Genomic DNA, 26901 nt, shown 5'->3' on the forward strand with positions numbered 1-26901 from the left:
AGCCTTATGTAACAATAGATAGTATAATTAAGTCCAATAGTTATTTTAAATGTTTTAATAAATGCCTCATATTCTAGTACTAAACTGCGGCAGTTCCTCAGTTAAGTTCGCTCTTATCGATCCTACAAGCTCAGAGTCTTTGCTAACAGGTTTGGCTGAAAACATAGGTCAACGAAATTGTAGAATAGTTCTTAAAAGTAAGCAAAATTTCGAAAAGATCATAGAGAATGGTCAATATAAAGATATTTTTATAGAGTTGAAAGTATTTTTAGAAGAAAGTGGTTATTTAAATGGTATTGTAGCTGTTGGTCATAGAGTCGTGCATGGCGGACAGTACTTTTCAGATTCTGTTGTAATAGATGAAGGAAACCTAGAAAAAATTAAAGACTGTATACCACTTGCGCCTCTGCATAATCCAGCAAATATAGAGGGTATAACATTTTGTCAGCAAATATTTTCAAATCTACCACAAGTAGCTGTTTTTGATACAGCATTTCATCAAACAATACCAAAGTACGTATCAGAATATGCTATCCCTAGAGAGTTAACAAAAAAATATCATATAAAAAAATATGGTTTTCACGGTACATCGCATAAGTATGTATCTACTCAAGCAGCTAAACTCTTAGGCAAAAAAAATGGAAATTTTATAGTGGCCCATCTAGGTAATGGATGTAGTTTATCAGCTGTAGTTGAAGGTAAAAGTGTAGATACAAGTATGGGTTTTACACCGCTAGATGGTTTAATTATGGGTACACGTTCAGGTAGTATTGATGCTGGAGTTTTTGATTTTTTAGCCAATAATTTAGGTTGGAATATAAACAAAATCACAACTATTTTAAATAAACAAAGCGGGCTATTAGGGATCTGTGGACATAGTGACATGCGAGAGATTTCTCATTTAGCTAATCAAGGTAATGAGCTAGCGAAATTAGCCATAGAAATGTTTTGTCATAGAGTCGCCAAGTTTGTTGCAAGTTATATGGTTTATTTTGAAAAGTTTGATGGACTAGTTTTTACAGGTGGGATTGGTGAGAATGCAATTAATATTCGTGAGAATATAGTCACTAAGCTTAAAAATATTGGTTTTAAGCTTGATCATCAAAAAAATAGTAATAAAGAAAGTTTTATTAATACTCAAGAAAGCCATAATATTATGATTATAAACACAAATGAAGAGTTGATGATAGCTCAGGAAACAATGCGTCTTATTTAGAGGTACGATATGAAAACATCTATACTTATGTTACCCACATCGAAGTATACTGGACTTAGGATTTTAACAAAAAGCTTAGAGTATGCTTTACAGGAAGAAGGTTTTAAAGTAGCCACTTTTCACCCTATTTTTGATATAGGAATGACTATAGAAGAGATTGAAAAATATTTGTTAAATGGCCGTGTAAAAGATTATGTAGAAATATTGCTTAGTAAATTTTATGATAAGTGTCAAGGCTATGATTTTATTATAGTTTATGGTTTATTTCGTCAAGGGAATGATACCCATAAACTATATCCGTTAAATAGTGTAATTAGTGAATTAAATACGGAATTAATCAAAGCTCTATCAGCTAAAGTTATAGTGGTTTCATATCATGGTAATAAATCTTTGGATGATATCAATAGTGAGTTAGATTACGCTTATCGGAATTTACCTCAAAGAATAAAAACTTTAGGGGTAATAATCACAAAACTAAACGCACCCTACGATGATGATGGACATATGAGCTTTAGTTTAGCAGAAGAGGATGCTTCTACTATTAGGAGAAATAATGTCAGCTTTGAAGAAATCCGAGAGCTACCTATTTTAAGAGAAAATAAACTCTCTTTATTAGGTGTGATAGAGTGGGATAAAGAAAAAACTTATCCACGGGTTGTAGATATCAAAAATAGTTTGAAACTAAATATTATTACCTCTAATAACCTTGATGCTAGAGTACATAAAGTGACAATGTGCTCTAGAAGGATAGAGAATTTTATTAGAGATCTAGCACCAAATTCTTTAGTAATAACCTCTGCTGATAGATCGGATATATTAGTTACAGTGTGTCTAGCTGCTAGAAATGGTTTAAAGATAGCAGGGATTATTTTAACAGCGGAGGAATATTTAGACGAGAAGGTAAAGCAGCTATGTTTAGATACAGCTGAAGAAGCTGGTTTAGTAATATTAACCACAAAAAATAGAAGCGTAAATACAATCCTTAAGCTAGCTAATATTGATTTTATGGGTATACCAAATGATGATAAAGAACGTATCCAAATGGTTAAAGAAGCCATAGTAAGCTCACTGGATAAAGAAAAGATTTTACACGCGATCAGACAAGAGGTTCCAAAGCAACAAGTGATGTCGCCACCAGCATTTAGGTACCATCTACTAAAAATGGCAAGGCAAGCGAGAAAACGAATTATCTTACCTGAAAGTTACGAACCTAGAACTTTGCTAGCAGCTAAAAACTGCTATGAGCAGGGTATCGCAGATTGTGTACTTATTGGTGATAAAGTAAAGATTAATAAAGTTGCTGAGTTAAATGGTTTTAGCTTACCTAAAGGTATAGAAATTATCCCGTTAAATGAGGCTCAAGAGTTAAGATATTTAGATACTTTAATGAGCCTTAGAAAGCATAAAGGATTATCCGAAAGTTTAGCCAAAGATGCTTTAAAAGACCCTATAATAGTAGCTACTCTTATGTTGTACCTTGGAGAGGCGGATGGATTAGTTTCAGGAGCGGAACATACAACAGCAGATGTGCTAAGACCAGCGTTACAACTTATTAAAACAAAACCTAATGTATCTTTAGTTTCATCGGTGTTTTTTATGTGCATGCCTGATGAAGTTATAGTTTTTGCAGATTGTGCAGTTAATCAAGATCCTACAGCAGAGCAATTGGTAGATATAGCTATTCAAAGCGCGGAGTCTGCTAAAAAATTTAGTATAGAGCCTCGTGTTGCGATGATTAGCTATAGTACAGGCACTTCTGGTTCTGGTGCTCAAGTTGAGAAAGTACGGACAGCGACAGAACTTCTAAAGCAAAAGGTACCAGAATTATTGGTAGATGGACCGTTACAATATGATGCTGCAATGATAGAGAGTGTAGCGAAGAAAAAAGCTCCTAATAGTCCAGTTGCAGGTAAGGCGACCGTTCTTATTTTCCCTGATTTAAATACAGGTAATACAGTCTATAAGGCAGTCCAAAGAAGTGCTAATGTGTTAAGTATTGGACCTGTATTGCAGGGTATCAACAAGCCTGTAAATGATCTTTCAAGAGGGGCGACTGTTGATGACATAACCTACACGATTGCAATTACAGCTATACAAGCAATATAAAAATTTTTATAGGAAAAAACTATGCTAGATAATAAATTATTAACTAGAGTTATAAACAGATATTCCTTTAATGGAATAAATAGTTTTGAAGTAATAAACCCAGCTACAGATGAGCTTATTTGTAAGCTTGAGACTAAAGGTGCTGAATATATTCAAAAAAGTATAATTTCATCAAAACAAGCTCAAAATAGTTTTAGACAGCAGTTAGCTACAGAAAGATCAAAACTTTTAAGCAGATGGTATGACTTAATTGTTAAAAACGCTGATGAATTGGCTCAGATCATTACTTTAGAAAGTGGTAAACCTTTAACTGAAGCAAAATCTGAAATACTATATGGAGCTAATTTTATACAGTGGTATGCAGAAAAAGCTAAAAGAATAGATAGCCGTATATTTGAACCTGGTTTTGAAGACGCGGAAGGTCGAGTTGACTACCAGCCAGTAGGTGTAGTTGCAGCTATTACTCCATGGAATTTCCCTATTGCTATGGTCACACGAAAAGTAGCTCCAGCTGTTGCTGCAGGCTGCAGTGTGATACTTAAGCCCTCTGCGCTTACACCTTTAACTGCATTTGCTGTAAGAGAGTTATTTATTGACACAGGTGCTGATGAAAATCTGCTGCAGGTGATCTGTGGAGATTCAAGTATCATTGGAAAAGAGTTTCAACATAGTAGTATCGTCAGAAAAATAACCTTCACGGGTTCGACAAAAGTTGGTAAGTTACTTATGCAACAAGCTGCTGAGACTGTCAAGAAAGTATCTCTAGAACTTGGAGGTAATGCTCCATTTATAGTATTTGAAAGTGCAAATCTTGAGAAAGCTGTCGAAGGACTTATTGCTGCAAAAATCAGAAATGCTGGTCAGGTGTGTGTAGCGCCAAATAGAATCTTTGTACAAAAAAATATCAAAGCTGAATTTATGTCTAAGCTTAAAGAAGCAATAGCTAAGCTAAAGCAAGGGAATGGCTTAGATAAGGACGTACAAATAGGACCTTTGATTAATAAGTCTGCTGTGGAAAAGGTACAAGCCCATATAGCTGATGCTGTATCAAAAGGTGCAAAAATAGTTTATGGTGGGCAAATTAACCCTAAACTAGGTGGGAAGTTTTTTGAGCCAACAATACTGGATAATATGACTGATCAAATGACAGTTAGTTGTGAAGAGACTTTTGGCCCAGTCATAGCTGTTTTTGATTTTGATACCGAGAAAGAAGCTTTAAAAAGAGCCAACCATACAAATTATGGTTTAGCAAGTTACTTTTTTAGTAACGATATAAATCAAATACGAAGAGTTAGAAATGCTTTGGAATATGGCATGGTTGGTATAAATACAGGATTGATTTCAAATGAAAAGGCACCTTTTGGAGGTATTAAAGAATCTGGATTAGGTAGAGAAGGTTCAGATGAAGGTATTTATGAGTTTTTGGAGGCTAAGTACTCTATGCAAAGTTTTGCGTGAACAGCGAGCCTTTCTAGGTAATTGTGTAAATTCAACATAGCCTACCAATACTGTTTTGGTTTTTATAAACAGTTTTAAAATATACCCATAAGTCAGCTGGTAACTTTTTAGACAGTTCAAAAGTGTATCTAATAGTTTTGCTAGAATATAGCTCTTTAGCTTCTATACACTTTAGTATATCTCCTAAATAGTAATAGCCGTCATTTTTCTCCACTCTAGCAAACACATAGCTTATAACGCTATTCTTTGCTAAGGCTTTTTCTTGTTTATCTTCTAAAGATTTGTTCTTTTTAGAGTAAAATGTAAAGACTGAATCTGAAAGAAACTTATTATCATATTGGCTAAATTTTTTATTCTCATCAAAAGTCATAAACAACAAAGCCTTATTATCAAAAAATCTATAACCAGCTAAATTAACTCCACCGTTTGTATAATCTTGATTAAGTAAGTGAGCAATATCTTTTTTAGAATATTTAGCATACAGAGATAAACCATTGAGTTTATTTTTATGATATTTTTGCTGATAAATAAGTTTATTATAAACCAGTAAATCTTGTATGTGCCACTGTAAGAAACTGTTACCAATTATAGTGCTATAAGGTAAAAGAGAGATCTGTTTATCTTCTAGCTTTATTAAAGGTGTATACTCTTGCCTACCAGCGTTAACTGTAAATATTTTTAGAGATAAGTGCTGTAATGCACTAACAAAGCTTTCTATATTAAAATTCTCTATTTCTTGAGCTACTAATCTTTCCAAGTTTTTAACTTCCATGCACGATTGCTTTAGAAGTTTTTCCAAAATTAAAATTTCGTACAACCTTTTTGCAGGAGTAAACTCCTTTGAGATAAACTTTAAAATTCTGTACTCTTGCTCATTTAAATTTGGTATATCCTCTTTGAAGGCTTTAAGAATGTCATAATAAGTATCCTTTGCTGATAAAATAACCTCTGGAGCAATAAAATTATGTGTTTCAAAGTCAACTAAGGTAGGTATTTTACCTAACTCTTTCTTCAACTGAACATAATCTCTTTTTATATTTTTTAACTGAGAAAAATTAGTTTTTTGGATGTTTCTATAAATTAGTTCTTTAGCAATATTAGTGAAGGTTATCGTACTTTTACCACTAATATAATTATTTGGTGAAACAACAAACTTTTTAAGTTGGTCTTTGTCATAGCTGTTATCTTGGCTTAGGGCTACAGGTATCAAAAAATTGTTTTCATAATTAGCAATAAAATCTAAAACCACAACAAATTTTTTATCTTTGAATTTCCTAAGTCCCCTGCCTAGCTGCTGGATATAAACAATACTACTTTGGGTTGGGCGTAGTAAAATAATCTGGTTAATACATGGAATATCAATTCCTTCATTAAAAATATCCACTGTTACGATCACTTCTAAACTATAACTTTCAAGTTTTGATATAGCCAAATCCCTTGTATACTCTGAATCTTGACTTGTTAAAGCTTGTGACTTTATACCTCTTTGATTAAGCTTAGTTGCTAGCTCTTTTGCTTCATTAACGTTACTAACAAACATTAAAGCTGATCTATGTTGACCACTAAACCCATAAAAATTCATTTTTCCCACAATATGGTTTATACGAAAATCACTTGTTAATTTAGCAAAATCTTTAGCTAATACCTTTTCAGATTCAAGGTAAAAATCCTCAATAGCAAAATAATGAAAAGGACACAGCAAATCTTGTTCTAAAGCTTGATGCAGTCTAATCTCATAAGCAATATTATAATCAAATAGCTTAAATATATCGCCAGTATCAGTACGCTCTGGTGTTGCTGTCATTCCTAAAAGAAACTTTGGTTTAAAATAGCCTAAAATTTTCTTATAACTATTAGCTTCTGCATGGTGGACCTCATCGATGATTATGTAATCAAATTCATCAGCTTGAAAACTGCTAAAGACTTTTGGATCCTTAAGAGTTTGAACCGTCGCAAACAAATAATCGGCTTGAGATTTACTACTTCCTGTATAAAGCCCTAATTTCTTATCTTTAATAATTTTTGCAAAGGTGTCTTTTGCTTTAGTAGCAATGTTAGTTCGATGTACAACGAATAAACATCGTTTTGGCTTAACTAATGCAACATCAAATGCACTTAAAAAAGTTTTTCCTGTACCAGTTGCACTGATTATCAAAGCTTTATCTATATTACTCAACCTTAGAGACTTTAGGTTTTCTAGTGCTTGGCTTTGAATAAAATTTGGTGAGATAGGTTTAACTTTTTCCAAATTGCCAAAAGTAATAAGTCTGTTGACAACTTCATAGTTTAAACGGTAATCATCAAGTATAGCCAAAGCTTCTTTAGCTCTATCAAAAAGCTTATTAAATTCTGCTAAAATTTGTCTGACTACATTATCTTGACAATTAGCGCTAAATAATAGATTCCATTCGCTATTAACAGTAAGGGCAGATTGTGTCAGATTTGCACTACCTATCATAATATGCCAGTTATCCGCCTTACGAAAGAAAAACCCTTTTGCATGGAAGTTTTCAGAGTCGAGTATTTTTAGCTCTATATTGTCAAATTCTAGCAACTTTTCTATAGCTTTAGGCTCAGTAAAATTTAGATAACATCCAGTTAGAATTTTACCCTTTACACCTTTAAGCTTAAGTTGGCGTAACGATTCTAGTATACAAATAACTCCGCTAAGGGTGATAAAGGCTACACTTATAATAAATTCTTCACATTCATCAAATTGGCTAATAATTTCTGTAATAACTTTAGAATATTGAGAGTTGGTAATAAATTTATTTGTGTGTTTTTGCATACTTAAATTTTAACGGGAACACTAGAGTCAAGGTTAGACGTATTAGAATGACCTTTTACACCTTTACCCCAACAATAGATTTCTTTTGTATCTTTTCTTACACCACAAGTGTACGTTGTTGCCATAACTAAATGGCTAAATTGCAGATCTGTTTTGACCTTTTGAGGGGTAGTAAAGATACCTTTTTCACCATTACCAACCTCCCCAAAAGTACCATCTCCCCAACAATAAGCATGATTATCTTTATCTAAAGCACATGCATAATGAGCCTTTGTGTATATTCTTTTAAATTTAACATCTGTAGCAATCTTTAATGGCACGTTAATATTTTCTTTCTTGGTTTTACGCCCTAATTGCCCTCTATCGTTATGCCCCCAACAGTATAAATCATCACCATTATCTAATGCACAATTAAAGTCCGCCCCTCTACTAATCTCTTTTATTTTTAAATCTTTGATATCAACTGAGATGTTAGTCACTTTTTTATTACTTTTTTTTGACTTACTAGTGTCTTTTAATTTATATTTCCAACATCTAAGATCTCCAGCAACATCGTATTCACAATTATATTCCTTGGCATTTTCAATATCATAATTTTCACCATATTTTTTTAGTTTACTATCATCACGATAATCATCTTCTTTAGTTGCAAAGTTGTTTTCCGTTTGAGGATTATAATTATCAAAGAAAGTTTGTGAAAAAGTATCTGTTGCAAAAACTGGATAGAAAACATATAAGAATATAACTAAAAGTATCGTTTTTTTCATATTAAAAAATTTATTTCGAAAGCTGCTAATAATAATCTTAAGCAAAGTTATATCAAAATGCTAGAGGATTAGAGTTTATAAGAATAACTTCTGTTCCCAATAACGCAGAAAATTGAAGAACTTCTCTTCTTTAGAGTAATTTTGTCTATCAACATATGGCTTAGTAATTAATATAGGGTAGCTTCCAACGATTATACAAGCTAAACAACCTGTAAGTAATCTATCGTCAACTAAAGCTATTTCTTTCATATCACAGTTTAATAAACTTTGTATTTTTAAAAGACCTTCAGGATAAGGTTTTTTTGCAACGTCTGATATAAACCTGATTTGTGGATAATTTTTTCTAAAATACTCTAATCTTTGATTAGTTGGTTTATTTGAAAGAATAAAAATCTTTTCTTCTCCAAACTTTAGAGCAAAATTGTCTAACCATGTTTTTACTTCAGGATATATTTTCGGTTTACCATGACTAGCTAACACGCCATCAAAATCTAAAGCCAAATACTTTATACCCTTTTGCTTTAAAAATGTAGATTCAAGCTGTATAACACTTTCTAGAGCGTGATCTTTTCTGATATTCTTTAGCTCTTTTTTGTGTTTTAACATCTTGTTAAAAGTGTATATAGATCTTTTAAACATCCTAATCTTCCAAATCTTTTTTTAACTGTAATGCTTTTTCATAGACTTCATTTTTTTTTAAGTCTAAAATTTTAGTTGTTATTTTGACAGCCTTTTTAAGAGGAAGCTCTAGCAATAATTCTTTCAAAAGAGTTTCCTGATCAATACTAGAATCTACTGTTAGCTGATCATTGTTATTGCAATCTAAAAGAATAACGAACTCTCCTTTTAGCCTATTAGGATTATCCACAAAGTATTTTTTTATTTCACAAGCTTTTCCACTTATAAGCTGCTCAAACTGCTTGGTTAACTCTTTTGCGACAACTATATTACAAGCTGGTAAAACCTCACTAATATCGTCTAATAAATATGTTATTCTATGTACTGATTCATAAATTATCACTGTTGAATTTAGCTTGATAAAGCTTTCTAAATCTTGCTGCCTTTTATTCTTTTTAGATGATAAAAAACCTTTAAAAATGAAACTATCTGATGGCAACCCAGCTACTGATAAGGCTGTAATTACAGCACTAACCCCTGGAATAGGCATTATTGTATAACCATTTTTACGTAAGGTAGCTACGATTTTATAACCCGGATCAGATATTAAAGGAGTACCAGCATCACTAACAAGAGCTATATTTTTATTATCATCTAAAAGTTGCTTTACTTGCTCTATGCGTTGCTCTTCATTAAAGTCATGACACGAGATCAATTTTTGCTGATTTTTAATATTTAGGTTAGATAATAGTTTACCAGTTACCCTAGTATCTTCTGCTAAGATGATTTCTACTTTTTTTAGGGTTTCTATAGCCCTAAGCGTTATATCTTGAAGATTCCCTATAGGTGTTGCAACCACGTATAATATTCCTTTTTCTAAATTACTCACCTAACATCTCCACTAGATTTGTTATGTCACCCGCCCCTTGAACCAAAACTACATAACCATCATCAATAACATTTTCTAGCTCTGATATTGCTTGGCTAAAATCCCCTACCAGAATACAGTTTGATAATTGTTTTGATAAGTCTAAACTTGTTGCACCATCTATAATATCCTCACCTGCAGAGTATGTTGGAAGTAAGATAAGCTTATCTGCTATCGCTAAAGCTTTAGTCCAATCATCAAAAAGATCTCTATTTCTGCTATAGCGATGAGGCTGAAATATATGAATAATTTTTTTATTAGGATACTTATCTTTAACTGCACTTAGACAATTAATGACTTCAACCGGATGATGCCCATAGTCATCAATTACTTGCACTGTATGGCTTGAGATAGTTTTAGTGTATATATCAAACCTTCTTACTACTCCAGCTACTTGCTTAAGAGCTTTTTTAATTTGGCTATACTTAAAACCCAAATCTAAACAGCTTACTACACAAGCTGTTATGTTCAAAATGTTATATCTACCTGGTAAAATAGTGCAAAAGTCTAACTTTTGCTGATTATAGAAAATACTAAATTTAGTGTAACCATCTTCTATTTGGTAGCCTGCAATCTTAGCATCAGCATTATTAGCAAAACCATAAGTAGTTATTTTTTTTCCTCCAAAACTATATTTTTCTAACAAATCTTGGCAACCCTTATCATCTAGACACAAATAGATACTTTCGACACTCTCTTTGAATAAGAAAACGTAAAAATTTTTCAGTAAATTATCATAACTATTTTTATATGTAGACATATGATCTTTATCAATGTTCGTGACTACTATACTAGTCGGATCTAAGTGTAAAAAAGAAGCATCACTTTCATCTGCTTCTATAACTAACTTACCTGTACCATTTATATCTATATTTGAATTAGTATGCTTAACTACGCCTCCTACAACAAAACTACTAGTTCTATCTAATTGCTGTAATAACGTCGCTAGTACACTTGAAGTAGTTGTTTTCCCATGAGTTCCCGTAATCGCTACACTATACTTAAAATCCCTCATTAATATAGCTAAAAACATAGCTCTTTGTAAACAAAGTATATTAAATTGACGAGCTTTAGATAATAAAGGGTGATCACCTTTAATAGCACTAGAGTAGACAACCATATCATACTCTTCTACATCAGTTTCTAGAGGATTAGAAAAAACGTTTACCCCCAAAGATTCTAGCTTAGCTGTAAGTTTACTTGGTTTGCTATCATACCCAGCAACTGTTGCTCCAAGCTTTTTAGCTGCTATAGCTAAAGCTGAAACGCCTATACCACCGACTCCTAGAAACAATATTTTCTTATTCAATCTAACCTACACTAAACATTTTCATGCCAGAGTTTTATATACTTTATATTTTACCACAACTAAAATATTTGTTTTAAATCCCTCGCCAATATTTAAAAACAGCTTTGCTAAGCTCAAGTAACATTCCTTTACCATCTATAGCTTTGATACCATTGTTTTGACACCATTGCGTAAAGACTGTACCAGTTTCAGAATACATAAGATCATAAGCTAGAGCCTTTTCATTAAAATTTTCTACAGTTAATGGTAAAAACTCTTTAGATATACTTGACGATGTTGAATTTATGACTATATCAAAACATTTTGAAATATTTTCAAAATCTTCAATTTCAATGTCACATTTATATTTAAATAGGCTTTTAATAACTAAAGCTTTTTCTTTAGTGCGGTTTGTTATAGTTAAGGATTTAGGTTTTTCTTTTATAATTGCAGCTACCACAGCTTTAGCTGCACCACCTGCCCCTACTACAAGAACATCTTTATTCTGAAAACCTACTTTATGATTGTTTTTTATATCATTAACTATTCCCAAACCATCGTAATTTAAGGCAATCATTTTACGATCAGGTGTAAATATAACATTACTAGCTGCTTTAACGTCTTTTGCAATATCGTCCGCATCATCACATAGTTCAAAAACTCTTTCTTTATGGGGAACTGTTACACTTAAACCTTTTATTTGCGGGTTAGCTTTAAACTCTTTGATTTTTTGCTCTAAGTCTTCTGGTGCAATTTCTATTGCCGTAAAAAGCATGTCCTGGTTGTACTGTTTAGCTAATTCCATTTGGATTTTAGGGGAAAGACTATGTTTAACTGGATAGCCTATGACATGATATAAATCTTGCATATCAATTAAAACTGGTACTCTATTAGTTTTTAATTATAGCATGCAGACATGTTTATAAAATTGGTTTTTACTTAAATTTAGTCTACAAAAGAATCTCTTGCTAAAGACAGAACACGTAACATATAGTTAAGTCTGTTAAATCTTAACAAACATACCTTATCTGATTCTAGAAACTTTTTATACTATTTGTATATTTATTTTTATGACTTCCTAACAAATAAAGTCGTAATCTATAATCATTTAGGACAATAGCCCCAAATTTTTAAAAACTCATCAAAACTTTCTCTAAAAGCAGCAATAATCTCTTTCCTATCAGTTAAATACTTAGACACTATTATAAGTTGCTCTTCCATAAATACATCTGAAGTTAATCCCTCTATTTTGGCTATTCCTTCTTTTCCTTCTAATAAAATGTTTGCTGCATGTTCCGGTAGAATACAAATCCCCAAACCACTTTCTATAAATTTGACTTTAAGGGTATCATCCTCAACAACATATTTTATATTATTTATAGGGTAGCTTTTATTTTCACTACCACTTTCAAAGCCAAAACTATGATTAACCATCTCATCACGCCTAAATACAAAAGGTGCTTTAGAAACGCTATTTGGGTCTGTAAGTTTATTTGCTTCAATATACTCTTTTTTCGCATAGAGGTTAGAATGTATAGTGGTTGAATCAATTGTATAACAAACTATCCATCGGTCTTGGTCAATTACATGTAAATCTCTAGAATTTATAACTGCAATGTCATAATTATCTAATTGATAATGGTAACTTTTGTTTTGATATAAAAAATAGCTATCAAAAGTAAATGTGTAAGCTGGATTTATTTCATTTAGCTTAGGTAAAACATACGGAATAGTAAAATTTAAACCAGCTCGAGTACTTAAGACGCGTATAGAGAAAGAGTTGTCTAAACCTTTATATTTCACTCTATTAATAATACCTTCAAGGTCAAAATACAACTTATGACACGAATGATAGTATTTCATCCCATTTTTAGTTATAACTATCTTATTGTGGACATTTTGGTAAAGGTTTATATCTAAATACTTTTCTAAAGCCTCAAGCTTACTCTTAACTGTATTTAATTCTACAGAATAAAAGTTTTTCACAGCAGTGTAGGACCCCATTTCGACTAACGCTATAAAATATCTTGTAGCTTCAATAATATTTTTATCAACCGCTTGTTTCATTGCAACTCTCCAAATCACATAGTTATAAAATAGATTATAATAGTTATGTGTTTATTTCGCAAAATTTATTGGTCAAAATTATTATTTGATGAACTGTGAGTTTAAAATTAAAAACTGGAGTAATTGAAATAATTTTACTATTCTATAACTTTTTGCTATTTATTTAGAGAGTGAAAATTTACATACTTTTTAAATAATCCGTGCGAATTCCTGTACACCTTTACCTTTTTTAGTTATTTATGCAAATTTTTCTCTTATTTTTGATTCCTTATAAAACTTTGCTAACTCAAAATTTAGGTCTCTTAGCAATATTTCTTTGAATACCTATCCTTTTACCTAGTTTCTTTACAAAATTAAGAGTCATATGCGAAATGTATTCTTGTCTATTAACGCAAAATCTAAAAACTTTTACAATAACGCATAAAATTATTCTATAGAATTGACAATTCTACCCAATATGAGAAACTTGATACATGGTCGAATAAAAAATGAAAGCTATTTAATAAAATTTAATAAAATATGGGTGTAAAATACATCATCTGAGGAAAACGACATGGCAGATATCCCAAAAATCATATCAGAAGAAGCTTTAATTGAGGCTTTTTTAAAAGGCATCTCTAATTTTAACGAATTATATAAACTACAGAGCAACAAGAACATTATTAGTAGTAATATAGGCAACCTTTTTTTGCAAAAAAACCAAAGCGTACACACCAATAATATTACTTCAGTGGAAGTTGAAAAAGCTAATAATATTAAGGCTGCTTTAATTCGTATGCGTGATCATGATGATGACCGGGCTGCTTTGAATGAATTTTTTAAAAATTTCGGGAATACTCTTCTTAATTTAAGTAGTAATAAAGAAGACGATAATAAAAGAAGATTTATAACCTCACACTACTCATTCATTGCTCTAGCAGTATTCCACAATGCATGTATAGTAACAGATAAGTATAATGATTATTTAAATATGGGTGATCTACTGAAATGCTACCTTACCCCTGATACTCTACAACCTAAGGTCACTAAAAATCTTTTTAATACTGTAGGAAGGTCCTTAAGTAATTTTTCTGATCCCAACTATAAATATTTGGATGATAATAATGTAGATTTTGATTACAGATCAGTCATGCAAGTAAGTGATACTGATAAACTATGGGCCTTCTTATGTGGAGAACCTCAATTTAGAAATAAAATTAAAGCACTACTTGGAAATGAAAAATACGACCATTATACAGATCTAAATAGAAAAATCGAACGGTGTATACAAAATAAAGACATTGTAGATAATCATCTTGATGAGGTAGTCAGCGAAGCCGCATCTAAAGCTATAAAAAAATCTTTTAATAATATAACAAATACTTTTAAGATCAAACAGTTAATCTGTGAAGCAATTATCGCCTACCAAGGAAAATACCAAGAAAAAACTGGCTCTCCTCCTACAGGGTCTGAAGCAATTAACATAGCAAAAGGTAAAGCTCAAACTTTTGCTTTTGGTTCTTTGGATCCACATATAGGTAATGAAATTACTTCCCTAATGGGTGGCTCAAATCCCACAGGATCTTTAAAAATCCTGCAATCAATATTTCCACCAGGTGTTATTAGCAAAATGGCATCAGGGTTAATTGCAGAATTATTGGCAATAGCAACAACATCAAAGGGATATGGCTTTATTAATCGACATGGGATAACAGGGCAAACTCGAGCAATTTTACTAAAATTCTATATAGAAATGCTTACAACGCACCTTAATAATAGTTACGATTATACTTTCTCATTAACAAAAGATGAAGATATTATATCTTACTGTAACAATATAGCCGGCATTAAGGATCTATTTATAGAAAGCTATAAAAATGCTGCTGTTTTGCTTCCAAACAAGAAACAAAATGGTAGCTTTTACTACTATCTGGAAATGTATGCTAACCCATCTAAAAACTATGAAGGTGTCACCATATCCAAAGCAACTATGGATGCGTGGAATAAAGATAAACTTAAGACTCACTATAAGACGGATAATAATCAACTACTTCTATAAACTTATTAACCGATATCAAACAACTTATGAAAATGTTAACACGCTTTGGCTTTGTAATTAAATGTTACTTATCCTTTAACTCTTTGTTCAGCTTTACCTTTACCCTAAAAAAATCTTGTGATTGATGACGTTTTATAAATTACATATGCTAAAGCAGCTGAGGCCCCAAAAAGCATCGTGACATCAGTAGGTGTGCCATTGGTGTGAATTATATCTATTAATTCATCGTTTATAGGATTGTTATGTAAATAACCTCCATGTTCTTTAATAAAGCTACTAATCTCACCGATTTCAGCCCCAGAGGTATTAATATTTTTTTTATACTCTTTAGTGTCTGCCAACAAAGATATTAGCTCCCTTAGCAAATGCAATGATCCATTAGAATTAAAGCCTGGGGTGATAGATATCTTCCTTTTAGCGGCAGATAAAAACTCACTATCTCCGTTATTCCTTACAAAAGTGTAAATCAACTCATCCAAAGCTTTGCTTGGGTTTATTTCGTAAAGCAATACATTCGTAGTTTTATTTAAAAAACCACAAACAATATTCTTAAATTCTTCATTAGTATTAAAGACAATTTCTCCACATATTTCTAAATAGCATTCTATCGCAGAGGAAATAGAGTGTATAAAAACACACACTAAAAATGCTTTATGAATATCTAATAATGCTTCTAATGATTGTTGGTCAAAATACTGCTTTTTCTTTAGCCCTGAGTGGTGATATGACTTATCAGGAATCAAATTTCCATTTAAAGGGAGGGCAAAATTTCTCGCCCTTAATTGTGTTGTGGTGTATCCTGTAATCTTTTTACTTAAAGCGTACTTTTTAATGTTATCTAGTTTCAATAACGCTTTATTTAAAGTGTCTTCACATTTAGATAAAAAGCTAATTACTAAATCTTCTTTACTGGGTTTTTTAATTTTGTTAAAAACTAAATGGTTCATCCCATCTGATGGTATATGATTATTAGGTCGCTTTTTATTGATTAAATCATCAATAATATGCATGTTTGAAATCTCTCTAGAGGTATTAAAAATAAATTCTATTAACTCTTGGTAGCGGCCATCATGAGCGTTCTGCAGTTCATCTGATGTTATAATAGTTAGTATTATTTCATTATTGTATGTAGCTACTCTTTTTATATCTTTAAATTGCTTAACTTTTCCGTAGTTATAATAATTTAACATAGATTCTTTTAATACAAGAATAGATTCCTTTTTAACTTGTCTTATTACTTCAATAAACCTTTTTGATCTCCCTTGATAAAAATATTCATCAGTTTCTAGACTTGTATAAAATTTAATTCGCTTAGCTATTTCTAGTAAAGCATAATTAGAGTATTGATATCTACATAATTTGCTCTTTATCCACTCTAACTCTATTTGCGCCACAATACCTCTTATAATATCTGGAGAAGTAAGCCATTCCGAGTCATGTGAATGAAAATAGTTTTGAAATACGTTTGAGATAGTTATTGCAAGAGATGTAAATTTCCCATGAGGGTCTTCTATCAATTTTGACCTACCTTCAAGTCGTGCTTTTTTAAGGTTTTCTTGTGTTAAATCGTTTGAATAACTGTACCATCTTTTTGGTCCAAATTCCCCGATTAGAAAAAAACTAAACATTCTATGAGGTGTTAAGTCAATTCCATATTTTTCTTTATCTACATAAATATTACTTTGTTCATAGTACTTGAATATACGGTTTAGCGTATTAAATTGGTTTTCATTTAATTTTGCCATAATTTGCCTCTTTATTTAAATCTATATCTTATAACAAAGACTTAACTAGGTTTATTTTACATAGAGATTATTTAAGCAATAAAGTATGAAACATTAATGTTAATGTTCTCATCCAAGGCGTTAATATCTATATTTTCTTCACCTATTTTAATATTATCAATTTGCTTTTTAGTAAACTGTACTTGCTCAAGAAAAACCTTCATAGTATCGTAAATTACTTCATTACTTCCATTTACCCACTTTTGGATTTTCTCATTCATATTTGGGTTTATATTTTGATGGTGATTATTATAACCTTTTATCCTCATACCGAATAAAGATAAAATAGAAAATATATCTTTATTATTTTTTGCTGATATAAAAAATTGTTTAAAGTCTAACAACTCACCTTTACTAATCATATCGTTCTGTATACATATACTTTCAGACTCTTTAAAAATATTAGAAACATAAGATGATTCGCCAACGTTTAATTGATTAAAAATAGAATTCATTTCTCTACATTTGTGAGGTATAGGCGATTCTTCAATTAAATAATCTTTTACTTTTGACATATTATCTCTGGTATGGTTTAGCACTTTTTGAATATCAGTTGAAAGATTTATAAATAGTTTAGTTAAGTTTTCCCGAGACTGCTCACCGTGGTGTATATAGAAATCTTTATATAGTTTGAGCTCAATTAAAATGGTTGAAATAATAATATAGTTTCTAAGCAAGTTTATTAAGGGTATTATAAAATCTTGGATCATTTTAGAAAATTTACGTTTATCTGATCTTTTTTGTAACACCTCATCGATAAATCCCGACTTTATAGAACCATCAATTAAATTGCCTAGCGATGAAGATATTAAAAAGCCATTACAAAAATATGCCAATAACAAATCTGAAAATACAATACCTTTTAAACCATTTTTATTACCTATAAATATATTCTGATCCCTTAAATCTCGTGATTCTTTAGACATGTATTTTTCCGATAGTTCTTTATATACGCAATTTTTTGCAAAGTCGTCATAGCTTTTACAAATATTGGCTGTGATATGCCTAATATGATTATGCGATTCGGTAATATCTTTTAAATTATAGTTATTAGTGCCAATAGAAATAAATTTTATGTGAAATTCTCTTTCTATTATTTGAACCAATTGTTTCGTGAACCTCACCATATTTAAATATCTATTTTTGCTTTTATTTTCTGATAAAGAAAATGCGCCAAGCATCGTTTGGTTTAAATAAACTTTAAGATGATTAATATCTAAATCATTATTTTCCTCTTCTTCAAGCGAGAGTATGTCACTAGATGTGAAGTAGAGAAAGAGATATTCGCGATATGTTGTTAATATATTGATTAAACTTCCTATTTTCTCTACATGGCTTTGGTTAATAAAATCTATTAGAAGTTCAAAAATTAAAATTCTGATTTCTTCATATATCTTCTTAAACGTGTTTGCAAATTCTGTACTTAGAATCCCTGCGTAAAAAAACCTCTCACAATAACCAAGTTGTTTATAAAGCAAACATCGAGACATAATTTGCTTCATTGAGCTAGGTGTCATATCAGATTGGCTTAATGCCAAAATTGCATCAATGTTTTCATATATGAGTAAATACCTAACCAGGTCAGCTCTATGGCCAATGGATCTATTTACATATTCTCTCAACAGTCTACACAAGTGCCTTAACACGGTTTCTGTTATTTTATTATATTGTGAATAAGGGTTATTACTATGAAGATGCAGTTTGAACTTTGCAATTTTCCTTAAAGCATCAATATTAGCAATTTCATTGCTCATATAATATTCGGTAGAAAAACATTTTTTTCTTGCTCCACCTACTTTATATTTTTCTGGAAAATCCAAGCCTAACTCTTTATATAAGTTTTGCATTTTTAATAAAATTTGATAATCATCTTTTGATATTTGGCTCATATAAGTAGTTTGAACGTCAAAAACTACAATATAGCATACTTCTTATACTAGTAGTATGCTATATAAAATCTAGTACTCAAAATTAGAAGTTGCTGTTTTAAATTTTTTGTACAAATTATCAGAAAATAATTTATGTACTATCGCTACTTTATCATCAATAAATCTATTTGAAATGTCATCTATGTCAATTCTTGTACAAACACAATAGTGCCAAAAAATGAATCTCAATGAAAATTCGCTTTCAGTCCTCCAAAAGCAAGTTAGTGCTGCTCTGCTAAGAATCTGAAGCTCAGAAACTTTAGAGTAATCAATAGCTTTATATTTAATTCTGGGTATAGTTGAAGTTATCGCTTTTCCATATTGATAATATTTATCAATATTACTTTTGTCACCTAGAGCATCCTCTACCTGCTTAAGAAAATTATCAACACTATTATTAGAGTTTTGGTAATTACTATTTAGTAAAGAACCTAATGATTGACATTGACTATGTCGAATTATTTGATTCATTCTAAAAGTGTTATTTCTACGTTCAAATACTGCTTTACCATTGTGAATAACTTTTTTATAATCTAAAGATTCTGTGGCTAAATCCATACCTTCTAGACGAACCCTATTTTGTTGATCATTAATCCTTGTCACAGTGTCAATTTGTTGTCTTAAATTTCCTAAACGTTTATCCTCTGCCGTATTATTTATAAATCTACGTTTAACTCCAACTTTTTGTGCCTGGGCTAATGAAGCTCTAAGTTTTTTGCAATCACCAGAAATTTTGTCAAGTAATCTTCTAATATTAGTACTTTGAGTTCGGTAATATATCAATAAACTATCAACTTCATTAAATGAATCGAACACTTTGCTGCAAAAGTTACTGGTACTATTATTAATTTTTTCAATAGGAATTTTACCACTTAATGCTATACGCCTTTCTTCTATTACTAATGTCTCCTTGAAAATTGTCTGAATAGTTAGATAAGAATCTGCTATTTTCCTTGATACTTCATCAGGTTGTGTAATGACAGAATTATTTCTGTTTTTAGCTTGGGTTTTTATTTTATCATCTGTAGCAGCATTCATAACAGAGACATAGTGACTTTCTAAATTACTAAAACGATTTTGAAAAAAAGATTGCCTAATTTTCATAACCTCATCAATATCTTTTATATTTACAACGTAATTTAATGCTTCAGATTTTTTTTGAAGCTCTTTATAAAGATTCATTATATAAGCATCAACTTTATTGTCACGAGCTGTACTAATAAAATTGAGCTTATTAACCATTAGCAGTTCAAATAATGAATATGACCCTATATACACACCATTCATTTTTGAAAACAGAAAAAGCACCATGTCAACAATATCAACGCAGATTCTAGAAGGCATGCCAGCAGGTTTGTATTTAATAATCCCATTTAACATCTTACATATTAAGGCTTGGAGCATCAAATTATGATTAAGGGCAACACCACCAATTTCAAGACCTTTTTTAGTATAATCATAAGTCTTTTTAACGCTCTTACCAGCGTCCGCAGCCATACCAACTACAGCACAACTGCCAAAATCCAGCCCAAGTAAACAAACTGATAAACTAACACCAATTAAAGTCCCCCAACAATCAGGAATAGTTAAATCAAGAGCAAATGCACCTATTTCACCAAGCCCTATGCTTTTAAGCAAATCTAAAGCTGACTTTCCTGAAATATTTAAAATCTCAGCTAAGATACTAGTTAAGTCAAAATTATTAGCAAATATGACCTTTGCCCCTTCATTAGCATTCTTAACTAACTCGTAATAATCTAATACTTTTGAATCTCCTACTATTGACCAAAATTTTTTCGCTGTAGCATGGCCGATGCGTTTGTCATCACTTAATTTTTTTAATAATCTGATACCATTTTTGATAGAATTAGGCTGCTCCTCAGCAAGCAAAATAGCAGGATAAGCCTTTAAAGATGCTGTTACACCCCTAAGATAATGATCTACAGGGTTAGATAATAAATTATGATAATTTTTTTGTAAAAAAGGTGTATGGGTTTTCTTACTAAATTCTTTCATGCTTTAAAACTCAATATTTACATCTACTTATGTTATATGGTATAAAAAAACTTGTTGTAACGATATTATTTTTGGTAACCTTTGTTTAATTTAGGCAATAAATAGTGCAAGCAATTATTGCAGCCAAATCATTTAATTTTTCATCTGCTGCCTCTTGAATTAATACTACCTAATAGCGTTTTTTCTTGGTAAAATTAAGCTGTATCATAAAACAATGGAGATAGAATTATGAAATGTTGCTTTAAAGAAAATCCTGAATGTTATAAAAAAATGGCTAAATGCGCTTTAGCAGTCTTTTTAGCTATTTTAGGGGTTGCTGTAGTATTAAAGATAATTACTTTAATCTTAGCTATATTGCCAGGTTCCAGCTATGGTAATGCTTGGTTGGTTGTTATAGCTGCAGTTATCGTATTGTTTGCTTATAAATACTATAAAAAAGATATCTGTGATTCTGAATCTGCTTGCCCTTGTCATGATACTGACAAAGCTTGTAACGAGGAAAATAAAAAGCCTAAGGATAAGAATAACGAAAAAGCTAAGCAATCAAAAGATTAAATAAAAGGAGAGGCTATAAATGATATTTGGACCTTAGTTGGTTCCAACGTTACTTTTAAAGGATATAAAGAGCTTTTAAAATGACTAAAAAATGGGACTGGTACAGTCATGATAGTTACCTGAATACGCCTATAAAAGATATCAGAAAAAAGTTTAATATAAAGATTATAAAGCCTTAGATTTTCTCAATTTTTAAGTTACATAATAAGACTGTTGCCAAAATTATTTAGTTATATTCAATGGTGAATACCCAATTATCTGCAGCATAAGGTTTCCCAGCATAGTGACAAAAATATTGTCTTAGGAAACTACTATCATATTCTTTCTTGATTGATCTATATAGCTCAACCATATCCATATTTTTATTATTGCGAAGATAAATCTGATCTATAAAGGCAAGCACTAAAAATCCACAATCATTGTTTTGCTGAAATGATTCTGTAAGGCAAACTAATTGATAACGTTCTATCCCTAACACTTTGATTTTAGATTTAGCCCACTCAGCTCGATTACCGTTTAATGAGTCAAAAAAATAAAGCCTTTTATTTACAGTGTCAATCATAAATAACATAAAGTGCCAGTTTCCAAAACTAATTGGTAAGATAATTAAGCTATCTTTTGAAACTGCTACTAATTGGCTAATCTCAGTTAGTATATTCCCTTTTTCAATTTCATCACTTAATATCGTTCGGCAAGGTTTTATTATAAACTTGTCATCTTGATTTAAGTTAATAACACCTTCCTGGTGCCTTTTGCCAACGCAAATATCAATAAATCCATTAGAAATAAAGGATGCGCGTTCCACATTATGACTAGCGATATCTTGAACAATATCAAGAGCCATAGAAGCTCGCAATTCTGGTGTAAGTAAGTTTAAAGGAGCTAAATTTTGGCTAATTGAGAGTACTAATGCGTTATTTATACCAATATCTAATGAACTGTCATTCATAGAGCTAAATTTTTCTTTACCATCATTCGAATCTTTTTTGTTTAAATGTTGCTCAAAACTACTTTGATTAACAGTAGACACTCGTCGAAACTCAAAATCTGGCTTAGAAAGCTTAATTTGTTTGGTTTTTTCTGCTATATATTTAGATAAATCTTGATTTAAAAACGCATATAGGCGTCGCACGCTATCATTGCGTTTACTATGCTTTTGTAAACGCTTATTTGCAACTGCTATGATGTGTTGAATTTGTTGGTTAGCATTAGACGACCCTTTAGAAATTATTGTTTGAATTTCTTTAATTCCTTCAGCAAGATTGTTCGTCGTATAAAGGTAATCAATTGCAGCACCGAACCCTAAAGATGCGACATGCCACCATTTAAACTTGTACAGCCCATGGTAGTTTTGGCTTCTTTCAAGGATATCCTGATATATGATAGTAATAATTTGGTTATACTCATAACATAATAATCCACATGACAAAACTGTATTCTCATTGTATTCAGGGAATATAACATGTTTTGTTAAATATAATTCATAGGAATCAACTGCACGCTTTAGATCTTTAAGTTTAAAGCGCTTTGTGCTTTTACTATCAAATATGGTCTTTAAAGCCTGAGCTTGTTTATCTTTTGGATTAGAAAGACGCTTATTGAACTCTTGATCATTTGCTAAGTTGTATATAGCAAATAAATCTGAACGCGATAATATAATAAAATTATCATTATCTTTCATAAAGGTATAAATATATTCAAGTTCATCGTAGACTTTGGTGAAACGCTCAATCAAGCTAAATTCTCGGTATGAACTATCAAAGAATTTTACTTTATCAAAAGATCTAACCTTAAGGCTTGCAATACTTTCTTCAATAAATAGTTGCAAAAAATGAAGGTCAACACCATTATCTTCTTTAAAACGATTTGTTTCAGGAGCTGACGAAAATATAACATATAAATTAATAATTTTGATATTTAGTTTCAAATCTGAAACTACTTTATCTAAGTAGGTGGTCTTAAAGTCAGTGTTAACTGCTATTTGAAAATCTTCCAATAATTTATCTAGAAATTGATCAAAACGTTCCTTATTTTTTTTATCATAGTGATCACCGAATATTCTAATAATACTATCCATGTAGTATTCGCACATGCTGGTGAGCATTTTCAAGAAAAAATAAAACTTATTACTGGTATCACGCGGCACGATTTCTCTACCTGTCTCATGATCGTGAGTAATTCCTAAAATTTCACGGTCTTTCTCATAGCTTGATCGGAAAGCAAGCTGAGTATCGCTCTGTAACGCAAGTTGAAAATTTTCATTCTTGTTAACATTGCCAAAACTTTCAAGCTTCGGTAGATTTTCATAGCGTGTAATTACTACTTCATCATTGCGAGCAAAAGTTTTGGTCAAATAATATGCCAACATATCAATAAATTTTCTATTAGCCTTAAATGGTTTTAATCCTGTAATTAAACGTTGAGAAAAACATGACATATCAAGGTACACAAGCTTCTGGTATAAACTGCTAAAAACTTCCTTTGATTGTAATAAGTTTTCCCTACATTTTGATTTACCTGTCGCTTTGGTAACTGCTTCTACGTTTAGCATTCGGTCAATATTATCAATAGTGGATTTAATTTGCTCAAGATTTAGTCTAGTTTTTTCTGTAAAACAATTTATAAGGAGCTGACTTTTTTCCTTTAAAAAATCATTTACGTCCTTCTTTATAGACTCTGTTGTTTTATATTGTTGTAACTTCTCAATTAACTTCTGTAGGCTGTTATAGTCATTATCTAAATTAACTAATCTAAGAATTCTTCCCATACTATTGACGCCTGTTCTGCGCCAAGCTGCAAAAATGTCTGAAGTATAAAGCCCTTTAAAGCTTTCAACTTTAGCTCGTGTTCCAGTTAAAAATTTATCATTATAACTTTTTATAAATACCACCATTGCAATTGCTGTAAGTGCTGGGACCCCACCCAATTCATATAACTGTGTAAGTTCATTTTGAACTTCTTGAAACTCTTGATGTGTAACAATTAACTCAAACTGGTATTGACCACTTGCTTGATAGGCTAGAGTGTGTGTACCTCGATCTACACTAAAAAGTGTAAACCCAGTTCTAGTACGTTCACAGCTTTTCATAAATTCTATAAATTGAGAGCTTATTTCTAAATTTTCTTTTTTAATATATTTATCTAGCATTGCATTAAAGGATACTGATTTAAACGCTGAGTGTGTGAAAATACAGCTCTCAATAATTGCAAACTTTTTAAATGCTAAATAGTAATTTTCACTGCTTGGATCAATAGCAAAAATCGCCATATACTTCAACAACATTGCTTGCGCGGATTGCTCAAGATCATTATAAATTGCACCAAAAGCATAACTTAGATACACCAAATCTTTATGGAGCATCTCAAATGCAACTCCGTTAACTTTCTCAAACCCTAAAAGATAGCCGCTAAGATTATTACCAAAGTTCTCAAAAAATAAAACAAAAGACCTTAGCTTATACCACTCGCTGTATATTGTTATTAACGGATATAATGGATGGCGATGCGTTTCTCTCTTTGCAAGCTGATATTGTTTATTTAAACTAGTTGGAGATGAATAACAAAATTCTTCCAAGCAGTTTTTAGTAATTGGAAGAATTTCACTATGGAAATCTAAAAATAGGTGTTTAATTGTTTCTTGATCACTTTTTTGGACATTATTTTCACTACATACATCACCTAATAATTTAAGAGGATTGATCTGGATACTTGCAATCATCTTTGCTTTAGTCGTAACTAAGCCACGAATAGCTTTATCATCATAAACTGTTCCAGTATATATTTCGTCATAAATCTTAGATAATTCATCATACCTTGCTAAAGTAGCTGACATTATTTTATGATATACCAAGCAAGAGAAACTATCCCTTTTATTGTTTAATCGTAACATCAACTCATCTAATGCGCTACACCACTGTTGGAACCTAGGGAGCTTTCTTGTATTAAGAACGGCTTCTTTCGGCAAAAGTAACTTATCTTTAATTTCAATATCTAGCTTTGATAAGCGCGTACCTAACTCATGAAGCATAGCAACTGCCAAGTTTAGTTTAGACATTAAAATAGCTTGTTTTAAACTGACATTTAACGTTTTACGCTTATATTCTTTCAGCTTTTCAGCATTTTTTTTGATTTGCTCAAGCTCTTTAAAATACTCATTTGTCTTTTTTTGTATATTCTCAGCATTACACAAAACCGATTTTAATTTTTCATCTATGGTACTTAGCGCAGTTATTGGAAACTCTGGATACAGATCTTTACTGATGATGTAATAACTTTCAGGTTCACGTGATTGTTCTGAAATCTTATTGTGTACCTCTGCATAATTTTTAGAATCAGCAAAGTAACTTAATACATAGTAAAGCATTTCATAGTAATAACCATCTTCAAACCTTTTTCCTATTAGCTTAGAGCTGATTTTTTTAGGCAATCCTGATTGCTCGTAACGTTGGTCAAGCCTTTCTAAAAATGCTGCTTCAGCATTATTATTTTCTTCAATAATTTCGCTAGGCATAAGTAAGCTATACAGGTAATAAGGTGCATTTTCCGAGTCTTTTATTTGCTCTAGTGCATAGGTATAACCGTTCTCCTTAACTGCTAAAGTGTGCACAGCTTTTAAAAGCGTAGCTAATGGTTTAGCGCTGTAAAAAGCCTGAACCAAAGAGTAAGCATATAACAAAACGCCCATACCATTAACAGAAGTGTTTTTTTGTTTTGTTGATGCTTCTAAATTAATCTTTGTCACTAGGTTTTGATGATACTGTTGTAACAAAATAGATGCCTTAGCTCTTGTAAGAGGATTTTCAAGCTGCTTAAGCAACTGTTCTAAAGTAATTTTTGAAACCCCTTCACCAAGGACAATTGGTTCAAGGCTTTTCAAAGATGAGATAAATTTTACTAAACTTGTCTCTGCTGATTCGTATATTGGCTCACCATCTTTACCCAAAATTTTTACTAATGATAGCATAGCCAGCAAATCATCTTGCATATAAACAATGCTAACTGCCTTGTCTATATATTCAAAGTCATTCATTATTATCTCCTTCTTGGATTTTGTTGCATACTTAAAACTTTTAACCAATCTCTAAATCTGCTTATGTTGTGCTGTTTAAAAATATTGGCTGACAAACTGATGATTGAATAAGACAACTCTATGTTACTTAAGCTGTCTAAAATATTCATACTTTATGATCCCCAATTTAACAAGAAATTATATGTTATAAAACGTCGTTGTCTTGTAATAATAAAAATTAAACTGAACTTCGGTATCCCGCATTTTTATTTAGCCAGAGATTTTTATTTTTCAAACGGTTTTATACACTTTGACATTTAACCATACACGCTAAAA

16 protein-coding genes are annotated in these 26901 nt (G+C 31.2%); 5 read left to right on the top strand and 11 right to left on the bottom strand.

The features are described from left to right. The first annotated feature begins 61 nt into the window (after positions 1-61). From E3E15_RS07295 to E3E15_RS07305, 3 genes are read left to right on the top strand one after another with little or no spacing between them, the layout of a single operon-like run. On the top strand, positions 62-1216 hold the full coding sequence (locus E3E15_RS07295) for an acetate/propionate family kinase (protein ID WP_172107131.1): 1155 nt from the start codon (positions 62-64) through the stop codon (positions 1214-1216). Positions 1217-1225: 9 nt separating this feature from the next. Continuing rightward, positions 1226-3322 (top strand): phosphate acetyltransferase, encoded by a 2097-nt coding sequence (gene pta, locus E3E15_RS07300; protein WP_172107132.1) that lies wholly within the window; start codon positions 1226-1228, stop codon positions 3320-3322. A 21-nt stretch (positions 3323-3343) separates the two neighbouring features. After that, complete coding sequence (locus tag E3E15_RS07305; protein ID WP_172107133.1) at positions 3344-4780, top strand: NAD-dependent succinate-semialdehyde dehydrogenase; 1437 nt, start codon at positions 3344-3346, stop codon at positions 4778-4780. Between the two features lie 31 nt (positions 4781-4811). On the opposite strand, the gene E3E15_RS07310 is transcribed toward E3E15_RS07305, so the two are convergent. The 7 genes from E3E15_RS07310 to E3E15_RS07925 all read right to left on the bottom strand — a co-directional run bounded on the left by E3E15_RS07310 (position 4812) and on the right by E3E15_RS07925 (position 13236). Next, a complete protein-coding gene (locus E3E15_RS07310; RefSeq protein ID WP_172107134.1) occupies positions 4812-7568 on the bottom strand; it encodes a DUF3427 domain-containing protein in 2757 nt (918 codons plus the stop codon). Positions 7569-7570: 2 nt separating this feature from the next. After that, positions 7571-8335, bottom strand: a complete 765-nt coding sequence (locus E3E15_RS07315; protein ID WP_172107135.1) for an RCC1 domain-containing protein — start codon at positions 8333-8335, stop codon at positions 7571-7573. Between the two features lie 75 nt (positions 8336-8410). Further along, on the bottom strand, positions 8411-8974 hold the full coding sequence (locus E3E15_RS07320) for a YqeG family HAD IIIA-type phosphatase (RefSeq protein WP_172107136.1): 564 nt from the start codon (positions 8972-8974) through the stop codon (positions 8411-8413). 1 nt (position 8975) lies between these two features. Beyond that, entirely contained in the window at positions 8976-9842 is an 867-nt protein-coding gene (gene rsmI / locus E3E15_RS07325) for a 16S rRNA (cytidine(1402)-2'-O)-methyltransferase (protein WP_172107137.1), read from the bottom strand. Then, positions 9835-11190, bottom strand: coding sequence for a UDP-N-acetylmuramate--L-alanine ligase (gene murC, locus E3E15_RS07330; RefSeq protein ID WP_035720398.1), 1356 nt, complete (start codon positions 11188-11190; stop codon positions 9835-9837). Before murC ends, rsmI begins: the two co-directional genes overlap by 8 nt. Positions 11191-11263: 73 nt before the next feature. Then, positions 11264-12037: a shikimate dehydrogenase gene (gene aroE / locus E3E15_RS07335; protein ID WP_172107138.1), complete on the bottom strand. Its 774-nt coding sequence runs from the start codon at positions 12035-12037 to the stop codon at positions 11264-11266. Between the two features lie 236 nt (positions 12038-12273). Beyond that, a complete protein-coding gene (locus E3E15_RS07925) occupies positions 12274-13236 on the bottom strand; it encodes a type 2 periplasmic-binding domain-containing protein (protein ID WP_035720401.1) in 963 nt (320 codons plus the stop codon). 553 nt (positions 13237-13789) lie between these two features. Between E3E15_RS07925 and E3E15_RS07345 the strand changes: the two genes are divergently transcribed. Continuing rightward, positions 13790-15274: an RNA-binding protein gene (locus E3E15_RS07345; RefSeq protein WP_172107139.1), complete on the top strand. Its 1485-nt coding sequence runs from the start codon at positions 13790-13792 to the stop codon at positions 15272-15274. Between the two features lie 104 nt (positions 15275-15378). Here the strand turns inward: E3E15_RS07345 and E3E15_RS07350 are convergent, their stop codons facing one another. From E3E15_RS07350 to E3E15_RS07360, 3 genes are all read right to left on the bottom strand, one after another. Further along, positions 15379-17019, bottom strand: coding sequence for a hypothetical protein (locus tag E3E15_RS07350; RefSeq protein ID WP_172107140.1), 1641 nt, complete (start codon positions 17017-17019; stop codon positions 15379-15381). A 71-nt stretch (positions 17020-17090) separates the two neighbouring features. Further along, entirely contained in the window at positions 17091-18947 is a 1857-nt protein-coding gene (locus E3E15_RS07355; RefSeq protein ID WP_172107141.1) for a hypothetical protein, read from the bottom strand. A 69-nt stretch (positions 18948-19016) separates the two neighbouring features. Then, a complete protein-coding gene (locus E3E15_RS07360) occupies positions 19017-21002 on the bottom strand; it encodes a hypothetical protein (protein WP_172107142.1) in 1986 nt (661 codons plus the stop codon). A 228-nt stretch (positions 21003-21230) separates the two neighbouring features. Between E3E15_RS07360 and E3E15_RS07365 the strand changes: the two genes are divergently transcribed. Beyond that, positions 21231-21557, top strand: a complete 327-nt coding sequence (locus E3E15_RS07365; RefSeq protein WP_172107143.1) for a hypothetical protein — start codon at positions 21231-21233, stop codon at positions 21555-21557. A 226-nt stretch (positions 21558-21783) separates the two neighbouring features. On the opposite strand, the gene E3E15_RS07370 is transcribed toward E3E15_RS07365, so the two are convergent. Beyond that, positions 21784-26586 (bottom strand): C48 family peptidase, encoded by a 4803-nt coding sequence (locus tag E3E15_RS07370; protein WP_172107144.1) that lies wholly within the window; start codon positions 26584-26586, stop codon positions 21784-21786. Positions 26587-26901: the final 315 nt, after the last annotated feature.

This window comes from Allofrancisella frigidaquae, assembly GCF_012222825.1.
Lineage (GTDB): Bacteria > Pseudomonadota > Gammaproteobacteria > Francisellales > Francisellaceae > Francisella > Francisella frigidaquae.